The sequence below is a fragment of the Paenibacillus sp. GYB006 genome (assembly GCF_036577645.1).
Taxonomy (GTDB): domain Bacteria; phylum Bacillota; class Bacilli; order Paenibacillales; family Paenibacillaceae; genus Paenibacillus.
This window is the reverse complement of the sequence record NZ_JARBDA010000001.1, coordinates 120,810-134,226: the sequence shown is the minus strand read 5'-3', so window position 1 is coordinate 134,226 and position 13,417 is coordinate 120,810. Positions and strand designations below refer to the sequence as shown.

The 13,417-nt window shown below is 44.1% G+C and carries 11 protein-coding genes; 3 read left to right on the top strand and 8 right to left on the bottom strand.

Going from position 1 to position 13,417, the window contains the following annotated elements; translation table 11 throughout:
• From PV403_RS00615 to PV403_RS00605, 3 genes are all read left to right on the top strand, one after another.
• The gene (locus PV403_RS00615; RefSeq protein ID WP_213532931.1) at nt 1-477 is read left to right on the top strand and encodes a DUF1641 domain-containing protein; all 477 of its coding nucleotides are present in this window, start codon (nt 1-3) and stop codon (nt 475-477) included.
• 16 nt (nt 478-493) lie between these two features.
• Nucleotides 494-1,537 carry a P-loop NTPase gene (locus PV403_RS00610; RefSeq protein WP_332083290.1) on the top strand — a complete coding sequence of 348 codons (1,044 nt, stop codon included), beginning with the start codon at nt 494-496 and terminating at the stop codon, nt 1,535-1,537.
• Between the two features lie 256 nt (nt 1,538-1,793).
• Nucleotides 1,794-7,358, top strand: coding sequence for a sugar-binding protein (locus PV403_RS00605; protein ID WP_332083289.1), 5,565 nt, complete (start codon nt 1,794-1,796; stop codon nt 7,356-7,358).
• Nucleotides 7,359-7,505: 147 nt separating this feature from the next.
• On the opposite strand, the gene PV403_RS00600 is transcribed toward PV403_RS00605, so the two are convergent.
• From PV403_RS00600 to PV403_RS00565, 8 genes are all read right to left on the bottom strand, one after another.
• Nucleotides 7,506-7,949, bottom strand: coding sequence for a hypothetical protein (locus PV403_RS00600; protein WP_332083288.1), 444 nt, complete (start codon nt 7,947-7,949; stop codon nt 7,506-7,508).
• A 193-nt stretch (nt 7,950-8,142) separates the two neighbouring features.
• Nucleotides 8,143-9,777, bottom strand: coding sequence for a chaperonin GroEL (gene groL, locus PV403_RS00595; RefSeq protein ID WP_160032304.1), 1,635 nt, complete (start codon nt 9,775-9,777; stop codon nt 8,143-8,145).
• A 73-nt stretch (nt 9,778-9,850) separates the two neighbouring features.
• Complete coding sequence (gene groES / locus PV403_RS00590; RefSeq protein ID WP_191797156.1) at nt 9,851-10,132, bottom strand: co-chaperone GroES; 282 nt, start codon at nt 10,130-10,132, stop codon at nt 9,851-9,853.
• Nucleotides 10,133-10,347: 215 nt separating this feature from the next.
• Complete coding sequence (tatC, locus tag PV403_RS00585) at nt 10,348-11,127, bottom strand: twin-arginine translocase subunit TatC (protein WP_332083287.1); 780 nt, start codon at nt 11,125-11,127, stop codon at nt 10,348-10,350.
• Between the two features lie 138 nt (nt 11,128-11,265).
• Complete coding sequence (gene tatA / locus PV403_RS00580; RefSeq protein ID WP_332083286.1) at nt 11,266-11,508, bottom strand: twin-arginine translocase TatA/TatE family subunit; 243 nt, start codon at nt 11,506-11,508, stop codon at nt 11,266-11,268.
• A 138-nt stretch (nt 11,509-11,646) separates the two neighbouring features.
• Nucleotides 11,647-12,132 carry a MogA/MoaB family molybdenum cofactor biosynthesis protein gene (locus tag PV403_RS00575; RefSeq protein ID WP_160032308.1) on the bottom strand — a complete coding sequence of 162 codons (486 nt, stop codon included), beginning with the start codon at nt 12,130-12,132 and terminating at the stop codon, nt 11,647-11,649.
• A gap of 16 nt (nt 12,133-12,148) precedes the next feature.
• The gene (gene moaC / locus PV403_RS00570) at nt 12,149-12,655 is read right to left on the bottom strand and encodes a cyclic pyranopterin monophosphate synthase MoaC (RefSeq protein WP_332083285.1); all 507 of its coding nucleotides are present in this window, start codon (nt 12,653-12,655) and stop codon (nt 12,149-12,151) included.
• A 6-nt stretch (nt 12,656-12,661) separates the two neighbouring features.
• Complete coding sequence (locus PV403_RS00565; protein WP_332083284.1) at nt 12,662-13,336, bottom strand: 5-formyltetrahydrofolate cyclo-ligase; 675 nt, start codon at nt 13,334-13,336, stop codon at nt 12,662-12,664.
• Between the last annotated feature and the right edge of the window lie 81 nt (nt 13,337-13,417).

Genomic DNA, 13,417 nt, shown 5'->3' with positions numbered 1-13,417 from the left:
ATGGCTGCGCCAATTACAACGATAAAAAAACAACAAGTGACAGAAGAACAACGGAAGGAAGAAAAGTTAGAGAATTTAAAACAGCTTCTTTCTGAAAATGAAGACATGGTGAATCAGGTCTTTTCGATCATGGCCGATTTGAATGAGATGGGAGCTCTAGAAGCGGCGGGAAAACTACTAGAAGCAAAAGAAGATGTCGCAAAAATTGCCCTTGGTCAAATGACTCGTAAACCTGTTACAAATATCATCAATAACTTAATGGGTGCTGCCGGAGCGCTGTCTGAAGTCGAACCGGAAACAACAGCGAAGCTGATTAACAGCTTAACTACAGGCCTAGATGAAGCAAACAAGGCTATTGAATCAGATGAAAAGATTAGTGCCTTCAAACTTTTAAAACTATTAAATGATCCAGATGTCAATCGCTCTTTAAATTTTGGAATTCACTTTTTAAAAGGGCTTGGCAAAGGCTTAAAATAAGAAGGTGGTTTCTTACATGCTGACAAACGAACAAATTTTACAAACACTAAAGAACATTAATGACCCGGAACTTCATCAAAGTATCGTTGACCTTAATATGGTTCGAAATATAAAGGTTGACGGTACGCATGTCTCGCTGGACGTTATACTAACCATTCAAGGTTGCCCGCTAAAAGCAAAGATACAGCAGGATATTGAACAGGCACTAAAAGAAATCGGCGCATCCAGCGTTTCTATTACGTTTGGTTCCATGACAGATGAAGAACGCCGGAATATAACCTCTTCATTAAAATCACAAAATGCTACGGAACAAGGTATGCCGAAGATGCTTCTGCCTGAGTCTGGGGTTACCTTCATTGCGGTGACAAGCGGTAAAGGCGGTGTCGGTAAGTCTACGGTTACGATTAACTTAGCCGCAGCACTTGCCCGGCTTGGAAAACGTGTGGGGATTTTAGATGCAGATATCTATGGATTTAGTATCCCTGCCATGATGAAGATCGACCAAATGCCAACCATGATTGACCAAACCGCGATTCCTGTTATAAGTCATGGGGTAAAAGTGATGTCGATGGGCTTCTTTGCAAAAGATAACCAGCCCGTCATGTGGCGCGGCCCGATGCTGAACAAATGGATTCGTAATTTTCTTACGAACACCCATTGGGGTGAGCTTGATTATCTTTTGCTCGATTTACCTCCCGGTACAGGAGATGTCGCCATTGATGTGGCAGCTATGATTCCGCAAGCGCAAGAGATCATCGTGACCACTCCTCACTATGCTGCTTCTCATGTCGCTTCTCGTGCGGGAGTCATGGCGCAGCATACCAAACATTCGATTCTTGGTGTGATTGAAAACATGGCCTACTTTGAATCGAACGGTGAAAAGAACTATCTCTTCGGTCAAGGCGGTGCAGAAAAATTAGCAGAGGAGCTTCATTCCCATATCATTGCTCAAGTGCCTTTTGCCCAGCCTGAGGAAAATACAGGTTCTTCCGTTTATGACGAGGATTCTGTGATCGGTGAAGTATTTACCCATCTTGCAGAGGAACTTATTTATCAATAGTAAAAGAAAGCTATAAACCCCTGGCTCATTAATGAGCCAGGGGTTTCGTTTTATATGAATGTTAATCTCTTTTGTCATAAGCCTCATCAATAAATAGCAAGGCGTTGCCAGGTAACGATAAAATCAATTTCATTGTAAACTATTTAAATAACCATATCAAAAAGTTGGATGCTGGACAAATTTACAATGTATCCCAAATAAGATGCGGGTAAGCCGTGTGATGCACCCGATCGAAAAACAAGGAGGATTTTCATTGATGTCAAAACGGTTTCGCAAAATGCTCGCGTTCCTCTGTTGCCTGGTAATGACGACGTCGCTAATGCCTGTCAGCTTTGCCGCCGAAAATGACAACATCGAGAACGCAGAAGCGAATGAGACACCGACTGCTCTTTTCGGAACTCCCGAACTCGGGTCAGACGACCCATTGTGGGCACAAACAAAGGAGTATCCCATCAACAAAAGCACTGTGCCTGGCGATTCTAGCCCTCATGCCACGGGCACAGCCCGAATCCTCTGGGATAACGACTACCTGTATTCCCGCGTAGTTGTAGAGGATAGCAATGTGTATCAGGGATCTGGTGCGAATCATACATACGACAGCCTTGAGTTTTACGTCGGCCCAGGGTCCAGCGGTTCAAATCAATGGCGTGTCAGTTCGACGGGTGTCTTTTCAGGACAGTCTGATACTAACAGAGCTGCGTGGACCCAAATTACGGATACAGGATATATCGTGGAAATGAGAATTCCAAAAAGAACCTTAACACTTCAGCCAGGCAAGCTTACTTTTGAGGTTTATATCAATAACTCGACTGAAATTGGCGGGGATCGCTATGAAGTTGTTTCCGCTTTCGGTGATCCAGACACGGGTTTTGGTAGTGATGCTGCATTTAAAGACAGTCTGGAGCTCATTGAGGCCAGTGAAGTGGATGAGAGATACTCCATCACCCTCTTGACGGATACGGGCGGACAAATAACGCCGAACGCACCCGGCAATGTTCTAAGAGTTTTCTCTGGCGAAGAGAAAACATTCACGCTCATTCCAAATAACGGAAAAGTTGTAGACATCGTAACAGTAAATGGTGAGCCTGTAACTATATCCAGCGATAATACTTTTTCTGTAACAAATATTGAGACAGATCTTAACATTCATGTGACATTTAAAGATGATTCAGCCGCAGATCAGCTTCCTTTTATCGTATGGAATGACAACTTTGCTAGAGGCGAATACACCACTGCTGTCATCATTGACTTAGGGGAAGGGAAAGAAGCAGTAGGCTCCGCACTTCGTCCCGACCTGTTTACCATATCAGCCAGGGACACAACCTTTAGCGGTGACTCAGTGGTTTTTGAAGGAACACGCAAAATCGCAAGAGTATACGCCAACAACGAACCAAAAGTGCGCGGCTATCTTGGAAAAGCACAAAATTCACCGGATTATCAGGAAGGATTGGAAAGCGGCCGTTACATCGTGGCTGAGCTTGAGTTTTATACAGAAGTCGGCGGGAATACAACGCTGGATGGAAGTAACTCAACAAAGCAAAATTACAACATTGTTCAAAAGGACACTATTGAGTTAACTGAAGGCGATTCGCTTAATTACACTGTCTTCAAACAAGAAAAGGTTGTAAATCCGATCCTTGACAAGTTTACAACACATACAAATAATTCGGTCAATTATGCACTCTATCTTCATAAGAATAACGATGGTGAAGAGCTGAAAGGAATGCCGCTGTATGTCTATACCCACGGCTTTTCTCGCGGCGGCACACAAGCACATATCGACCAAAAAGCATCCATGAAATCCGCTAACGGTTCAGTTGCTCTAATGAAGAAAATGGAGAAGGATCCTGACAAATATGCCAGTCATATTCTGAATATTTCCTATAGTGACGGTTCCGCTCCGCAAGTAGGCAATATTAAGGCGATTATCGACGACATGATTGCCAGCGGGTTAGTCGATCCGAACCGTATTTACGCGTCTGGCTTCTCCATGGGCGGCGGGGTTACGAGCAACTTAATTAATACCTTCCCTGGCTTTTTCGCAGCAGCTGCACCTTTGGGAATTTCATCTGGATGGCCGGTAGCGAGCAAAAACGAAGCTCACAAAGATCTGGCCTACTGGTTATTTGTTAACACTTATGATTCTGGAGCAAATAACGTTGATAACATTTCCAAAGATATTTCAGATTTAACTAATACAAGAGCTTCTCGTTTTGATAGCAATGAGGCTCTTACCTGGCCATACAATCAATATGATCAACCAAGCCAAAGACCAAATCCAGAAAGCGACCCTCCACTGCTTCGCTATATAGCACACGAAGTAGAAGCAGCTGTTCTTTACAACGAGATTACTATGGAAAATCCGTTTACTAAGAAAACTTGGAGCATGGCTCCAATAGCACAGTCCCCTAATTTGCCATCTTGGGATAATGACTACACAGACGTCTTTGATTGGATGTACTCACAGAGTAAACAAATGGTACTGCCTGATGCTCCGACCGCATCATATGGAACTCCTGAGCTTGGATCGAACGACCCACTGTGGTCCAAAACAACGGAGTATCCTATTAATAAAAGTACGGTTCCTGGCGATTCTAGACCTCACGCCACAGGCACAGCCAGAATCCTTTGGGACAATGACTACCTGTATTCCCGCGTAGTTGTACAGGATAGTAATGTATATCAGGGACCAGGCGGGGATCATACGTACGACAGCTTAGAGTTCTATGTCGGCCCAGGATCCAGCGGTTCAAATCAATGGCGTGTCAGTTCGACGGGCATTTATTCAGGACAGTCCGATACGGACAGAGCTGCGTGGACCCAAATTACGGAAACTGGATACATCGTAGAGATGAGAATTCCAAAAAGAGACCTGATCTTAGAGCCAGGCAAGTTTACCTTCGATATTTACATTAATAACTCGAGTGAAAAAGGCGCGGATCGCTATGAAGTCGTTTCCGCTTTTGGAGATCCGGACACGGGTTATGGCAGCGATGCTGCATTTAGAGACAGCTTGAGGCTTATTGAGGCCGATGAAGTGGATACTAGATTCTCCATCTCCATCCAGGCGGATACGGGCGGCAAAATAACGCCAAACGCACCCGGCAATGTTCTGAGAATGGAAAAAGGCGAAGATATTACTTTTACGATTACCCCTAATCAAGGCAATGTTGTTGATACTGTTACGGTTGATGGCAAAGCTGTGAATATATCCAGCAATAATACTTTCTCTTTAACCAATATTAGTGCTGATCATGAGATTCGTGTCACGTTCAAAGATGATCCAGCCGCTGATCAACTTCCTTTTATCGTATGGAATGACAACTTTGCTAGCGGTGAGTACACAACTGCCGTCATTATTGACTTAGGCGAAGGAAAAGAAGCATTAGGTTCCAAACTTCAAGCAGACTTGTTTAACGTATTGGCAAAGAACACAACCTTGGTCGGTGACCAGTTGGTCTTTGAAGGAACACGCAAAATTTCAAGAGTATATGCCAACAACGAACCGAAAGTACGCGGTTATGTTGGGAAAGTAAGCAATTCGCCGGATTATCAAGCCGGACTGGAAAGCGGCCGTTACATCGTAGTTGAGCTTGAATTTTATACAGAGGCCGGCGGTAGAACAACCCTGGATGGAAGCAGTAACTCGACAAAGCAAAGTTACAGCATTGTTCAAAAAGGCGATATCGTACTGACAAAAGGCGGTTCGCTTAATAACGCTGTCTTTAAACAGACAAATGTTGTGAATCCAATCCTCGACAAGTTTACAACACATACGAAGGATTCATTCAATTACGCCCTCTACCTTCACGAGGATGGAAAAGGCGAAGTGGTGCAAGGAATGCCGCTATATGTGTATACCCACGGGATGTCGCGAGGCGGCACACAGTCAAAAATCGATCAAAAAGCGTCTATGAAATCTGCTAACGGTTCGGTTGCCCTGATGAAGAATATGGAGAAAGATCCTAGTAAATACGCTAGCCATATTCTGAATATTTCGTATAATGGGACTTCCACTCCTAAAACAGACGATGTTAAGAAAGTGATTGACGACTTAGTGGCAGAAGGATTAGTAGATCCTAACCGTATTTACGTTGCGGGCTTTTCATGGGGCGGCGCATATACGAACACCTTAATTAACACTTATCCTGGATTCTTCGCAGCAGGTGCACCTATGGCCCCGGTATTCGGCTCACCGGAAGCAAGCGTAAATGAAGCTCATAAAGATCTGGCCTATTGGATATTTGTAAACACTCATAACGTAGGAGGATACCAGACTAACCTCAATAACTTCATAAATAACAATATGCCGAAAATGACGAACGCAAGGGCTTCTCGTTTTGAGAGCAATGAGGCTCTTACTTGGCCATATAACCAATTTGATCAGCCAAATCAAAGACCAAATACGAATAACAACCCTCCTCTGCCCGACTATATAGCACACGAAGTAGAAGCGGCGGTTCTTTACAACCAGATTACAATGGGAAATTGGAGCATAGCTCCAACAGCACAGTCTTCTAACTTGTCATCTTGGAACAATGACTACACAGACGTTTTTGATTGGATGTTCTCACAAAGAAAACCAGGTGTGCCTGATACTCCAAGCAGTTTCACAGCGACGGCGGGCGACAAACAGGTTACACTGAAATGGACTGCTCCAGCGAACGACGGCGGCAGCACGATCTTAAGTTATAAAGTCTGGTATAGTGACAAGACACCAATCACCGTGGATAAGTCGACGTACGAGTACACTTTTACGGGTCTGACCAACAATCAAGAATACACCTTCAAGATCGTAGCAGTAAGTTCCAAAGGCGACAGTGCGGAGAAAAGTGTGACAGCGAAGCCGAAACAGACTCCAACTCAAAATCCAAATCCGTCACCATCACCTACACCGACTCCAACTCCAACACCTTCGAATCCGAATGTGCCTAAACCTTCAGGAGACAACACCAGCAATACCGGCACAGTGACAGACACGGGATCTTCTAAGCCGACCTACACAGTAAACACACCGAAAGATAAGCCTGCGGTCACGGACAAAAATGGCATCACTACCCTCCCTGGCGGTGGTGAAATTGTGACCAAGGAAGGTACGAAGATTGAGGTGCCAAAAGGCACAACAATAGACTCGAACGGTAAGATCGTGGTAGGATCTGCTGGCGCGAGTGTTAGCTTAGAAAACGGCGTATCGTTGAATATTCAAAAGGGTACGGAGCTTGTACTCGATGATGATACTGCACTGGGCTTTATCGTCGTATCGGGTAACCCTTTCAATGATGTAAACGATGACAACTGGTTCTACAGCCATGTAAACTTCGCCTACACATTTAATCTTTTCAACGGAACGACGTCCACGACGTTCTCACCGGAAACTGCTATGACACGTGCGATGTTTGTGCAGGCACTAGCCAACCTTGAGAACGTAAACCGCTCCTCTGACGGCACAAGTTCCCGCTTTAATGACGTGCCGAAGGATCAGTGGTACACCGCGGCAGTCGAGTGGGCAGCCGAAAACGGCATAGTTAACGGTATAAGTACAGACCAGTTTAAACCCAATTCAACAGTATCACGTGAGCAGATACTGGTGATCCTGTACAACTATATGAAGTACAAAGGCTTTGAGATACCGAAAAGCCAAACTATGTCCTTCGCGGACGAGAGTGAGATCAGCTCATGGGCGCTCGAGGCTGTTCAGGCACTGCAGGGCATCGGCATTGTATCAGGTAAGCCGGGCAACCTCTTTGACCACAACGCCAACGCAACCCGCGCCGAGGTAGCTACCATCTTTACAAGATTCGTGGAATATCTCGCTAAGTAAAAACGTAAGCAGAAAAATACAGACCCCTCCGTCTATGACGAGGATTCTGTAATCGGTGAAGTATTTACTCATCTTGCAGAGGAACTTATTTATTAATCAAGTGTAAGACCCCTGGCTCTTTAATGAGTCAGGGGTCTTATGCTTTATTTAAATGCTAGATAATTTCATAGCCTTTAGCACACTTTTAGCAAGGTTATTGTCTTGTAGAGCTTCATCATCAAGAATCTCTACACTCTTTATGCCGGGATACGCTCCATTCTTCATCTTTTTTGTAGCAGTAACTTTAAAATAAGGATCGTCATCAAAATGATGATTCACCATAACTAGTTTTTTATCACTTTTTGCCTTTTTCCAACTTTTTATTCCTAGATGCTTTGCTAAAGGATCCACTTTATCTTCTTTTTCCAAAGTTATAGTATTTGATTTATTTAACGCTTCAAGTAACGTTTTTTGTAAGATCTCTTCACTACAATTCCATTCCAATTCGGTAAACTCTCCGTACTCTGTTAAAAAACCGTTTAGTAGAATTTGATTAGATATTATAAACTGTTTCTCGTTATTACTGTAAAGTTGTGCTGATTTCAAAAACATGAATATAAACTCCTTATCATTGTTAATTCGCCTTAATAGTTCGAAAGATGAAAGTATAACTCAACAATAAATTTATAAGTTTCTAATCAATAAAAAGAAAGAGGCATCTCAATAGTTTAGAGAACTATTGAGATGCCTCAATTAAAATGTGGCTACTTCGATGTATTGAAGCAACAAGGTTTAAACCTTGTTATTACATCATGCCGCCCATTCCACCCATGCCGCCCATGTCTGGACCTGCAGGAGCTGCTGGTTCTGGTTTGTCAGCAATAACTGCTTCCGTAGTCAGGAACATAGCTGCGATAGATGCAGCATGTTGCAATGCGGAACGAGTTACTTTCGCAGGGTCAACGATACCTGCGTCGATCATGTTCACCCATTGACCATTAGCAGCGTTAAATCCTACGCCAACTTCTTCGCGTTTCAGACGGTCCACGATTACGGAACCTTCTTCACCAGCGTTAGCAGCGATTGTACGGATTGGAGCTTCCAGTGCGCGAAGTACGATGTTCACACCCGTTTGCTCGTCTCCTTCAAGTTTCTCACCTACTGCAGCTACAGCGCCATATACGTTCACTAGAGCTGTACCACCACCGGATACGATACCTTCTTCTACTGCTGCACGAGTTGCGTTCAGTGCATCTTCGATACGAAGTTTACGTTCTTTCAGCTCAGTTTCAGATGCTGCACCTACTTTGATAACAGCTACGCCGCCAGCAAGTTTAGCAAGACGCTCTTGCAATTTCTCTTTGTCGAACTCGGAAGTTGTTTCTTCGAGTTGGGAACGAATTTGTTTTACGCGAGCATCGATATCTTCTTTGCTTCCAGCACCGTCAACGATGATTGTGTTTTCTTTTGTTACACGTACTTGACGAGCAGTACCGAGTTGATCGATTGTAGCGGATTTCAGATCAAGTCCGAGTTCCTCAGTGATCACTTGGCCGCCAGTCAGAGCAGCGATATCTTGCAGCATTGCTTTACGACGGTCACCAAATCCAGGAGCTTTAACCGCTACTGCATTGAATGTTCCGCGCAGTTTGTTCACGATCAGCATTGCTTGCGCTTCGCCTTCGATATCTTCAGCGATCAACAGAAGCGGTTTGCTTTGTTGAACGATTTTTTCAAGAACAGGCAAGATTTCTTGCGTGTTAGTAATTTTTTTATCAGTGATCAGAATGTATGGGTTGTCAAGGACAGCTTCCATTTTATCTGTATCTGTAATCATGTATGGAGAAATGTATCCGCGGTCAAATTGCATACCTTCAACCACTTCAAGTTCAGTTTCGAATCCACGGGATTCTTCAACAGTGATAACACCGTCGTTACCCACTTTTTCCATTGCTTCAGCGATCAATTCGCCTACTTCTTCGTCAGCTGCGGAAATAGCAGCAACTTGTGCGATGGATTGTTTGTTCTCAACGGGTTTGGAGATTTTGTGAAGTTCTTCAACAGCAGCACGAACCGCTTTGTCGATCCCTTTACGGATACCGATTGGGCTTGCACCTGCAGTTACGTTTTTCAAACCTTCCGTAATGAGGGCTTGAGCAAGAACTGTAGCTGTTGTTGTACCGTCACCAGCAACATCGTTCGTTTTTGTAGCTACTTCTTTAACGAGTTGAGCACCCATGTTCTCGAATGCATCTTCAAGTTCGATTTCTTTTGCAATAGTCACACCATCATTCGTGATGAGGGGGCTGCCAAATTTTTTCTCAAGAACCACGTTACGTCCTTTAGGTCCGAGTGTAACTTTTACTGCGTTTGCCAAAGCGTCCACACCACGAAGCATGGAACGACGTGCGTCTTCACTGAATTTAATATCTTTAGCCATAGTGATAAAACCTCCTAATATATTATGAAATCAACGATTCAATTCATATATTCAAGCTCTTCACGAATGAAGATTAACCCAAGATTGCGTGAATGTCGCTTTCCTTCATAATCAAATATTCTTTACCTTCGTATTTAAGCTCTGTTCCAGCGTATTTGGAGAAAATAACGCGGTCTCCTTCTTTTACTTCCAAAGGAACACGAACGCCATCTTTTAAGCTTCCAGCGCCAACAGCGATAACTTTACCCTCTTGCGGTTTTTCTTTAGCAGAGTCCGGAAGTACAATCCCGAAAGCTGTTGTCTCTTCTTGTTCGATCGGTTCTACCAATACGCGTTCACCTAAAGGTCTGATCATGAAAAATAGCCTCCTTAAATAAGTAAGTTACATATCTTACGGTTGTTGCACTCTTCTATATTAGCACTCGACAGTCGTCAGTGCTAACAACCAATTTCATGATACTGAAATTAGAAGATGATTTCAAGTCCTTTTCAGGATTTTTAGCAGATCTTTTCAGTTATTCATGAAGCCATCTTCCATTCTCTCCAATCCTGTAAAAATTATGCTCCATCCTATATCTTCTCCCCTGCATCAACCTTCACATATCTCGATTCGTATTCCTCAGTCTCTTCGAGCTGCTTCCGGTAAACAACAGACGACAGAAAGACACTGAACTCGTAAAGCAGAATCAAAGGAATTGTAACCAAAATATCGGAAATAAAATCAGGCGGGGTTACAAATACAGCAATAAATACAAGTGCAAAATAGGAGATCCGGCGCATTTTACGTAAACGCAGTGGATTGAGAATCCGCAGTTTCGTCAGAAACATAACCACAACAGGCAATTCAAATAACAGTGATACAGGCAGGATTAGATTAAACATAAACGTAAAATATTGTGCCATCCCATACGTTTCGACAAGACCAAGATTCTGATTAATACTGCTTGTAAAAGAGGTAGCCATCGGCAGCAATATTTTGTAGGAAAAAGCAATTCCTAATAAGAACAACAAAAAGACAAAAGGAATATAACGTACAGTCGCTTTTTGCTCACTCTGCGTCAGACCTGGACTCACAAATTTCCAAATCTGATAGGCAGTAAAAGGCAACGTAATAACGAGGGAAAAAATCAGGGCAATCTTCATATACATCCCAAGTCCATCCCATAGCGTGAGGGCATGCAGTTCAATACCCGGAAGAGGCCCATATGCTGTCAAATATTGATAGATCGGGTCACTGATAAATAGACCGCCAATCAGTCCGAGCAGAAGAACGACCAGTACAGCGACAAGACGTCTTCGCAGTTCCCCCAAATGACTCACCAGCGTCATGCCTTCTTCATGTTCAGACATCGTAACACTCCCTCTCTCTGCTCATCAGCTAGAAGAAAAAACAAAACCCTTCTTACAAAGAAGGGATCCTAATTTTGCTTGAAACAAGCACTTAGCAAGGCACCCTGACTTAAAGCGCGCATGCATAAGATATATAGATTACTCTGGCAGGCGCTTATCCTCTGTTTTCTGAACCGTCGCTGCTTCAGCTGACTTTACTTCACTTGCTGAAGATCCCTTACGGGATGAAGATTCATCTGACATGATCTCTTGAGCACCATTCTTAAATTCACGGAACGTTCTACCGACAGCTCGTCCCAGTTCAGGAAGCTTGTTAGGTCCGAATAACAACAAGGCAACAATGACAAGCAAGATAAAACCCGTTCCTCCGATATTTGGCATGTATACCCCTCCTTCTTGTTGTACTATACATATGGATTACCATCCATAATCATCCATCTACATGAAATCATACCACAAATGTAATCACATACATAGCCGTATTTACAAGAAAAAGGAAGGAATACACAACCATCATGTTTACTGTCTAAATTGTCCTGTAACCATCAAAAGTGCCTCAGGGAGCTGGTCCATTATAGCTGCGAGATTCTCGTGCACACCCTTAGGAGTTCCCGGTAAATTTACAATTAGTGTTCTTCCGCGAATACCGCAGATTCCTCTAAAGAGCATAGCTCCCCGGTTCTTCTGCAGCACCGTCATCCGCATGGCCTCTGCCATACCTGGTACTTCACGGTCAATGACTCTGCGCGTAGCTTCTGGTGTAACATCTCGAATCGCAAGCTCAGTCCCGCCTGTGGTAAGAACAAGATCCGCATGAAAATAATCCGTCATTTCGATCAACGCAGCAATGATCTCGTCTGGTTCATCAGGCACAATGCGGTATTCAATAATTTCACCGCCCAGTTCTTCTTCGACAAGTTCACGGATGACCTGCGCACTCGTGTCTTCCCGCTCTCCTCTCGCTCCCTTATCACTTGCTGTAAGGATCGCTGTTTTCCACAACATAAGATCACCCATCCCTCTATTTGAATTTATAGTCCCCACTTTTACCGCCTGTTTTGGAACTCAGCAGTGTTGGACCTATTATCATATCTTTCTGCATCGCCTTACACATATCGTAAATGGTGAGTGCAGTTGCCGATGCAGCTGTTAGAGCCTCCATCTCCACTCCTGTTTTTCCTTCTGTCTTAACGGACACTTCAATATACAGTTCGCGTTCTCCGTTATCTGCAAAAGTAATGTTAACACCCGTAAGCGGCAGCGGGTGACACATCGGAATCCAATCGGAAGTACGCTTGGCAGCCTGAATTCCGGCCACTTGTGCAACGGCCAGTACATCCCCTTTTCCTACCGTACCTGCCTTAATCGCCTGAAGCGTTGCTTCATTCATTGTGATCTTTGACTGTGCGACCGCGGTACGAACCGTAACCTCTTTACCCGAGATATCCACCATTCTCGCACGTCCCTGCTCATTAAAATGAGTCAGTTGCTGTCTTTCATTCTGTCCGCTTTGTGATTTCGCATCCATGTTCCATCACGTTCCTTTTATTTGAGTATGTAAAACACCCTTCTCTGTAAAAAGAAGGTTCAGTCTAAAATCCTGCGGTTCCATAGGAATATCATTTGGTGGAAGCAGCTGTCCCGGAAGGACAAGCCCTGCATATAGGGGTAAGGTTACATTTTGGCCTTCGATCTGCTTTTTCTGAACTTCCATATACATCTTTTCGGCAAAGCGGTCGTAATACCCTCCACCGTATCCAATTCTTCCTCCACTAAGGTCATAGGCAAGTCCTGGAACAATGACAAGATCCATCTCCGGCCATCTCTCTACAGGATAAACCGGGGTATGATCTGTCGGCTCAGGAATATTCCAGGTTCCCGGCTCCACGTCTGTCATCTGCCTGATTTCTCGAAGCTCCATAAGCCTCGAATCTTTTCTTACCTTGGGCACGAGGACCGTGTCTCCTTGGGCCAGCGCCTTCGTCAATAGCATAAAAGTATCGGCTTCACTACCAAAAGTCATATATAGAAAAAGAGTTAGATTCTTCTGCCCAAGCTTGCTGCGCAAAAGGTCCATCTCCTGAGTGGCATACTTACATATCTGCCTTGATGCTTCTGAACGCTGATCAGGCGGCAGTGCTTCGCGCACCGCAAGCATTCTTCTTCGAAGTTGCTTTTTTAACTGGAGCTTGTCCAGATGTACTTCCATCCACTATCCCTCCGTTTTATCCGTCGTGCGAATAGTGGTTATTCACAACCTGTTTACTAGCATTCATCACCACTTGCTGAC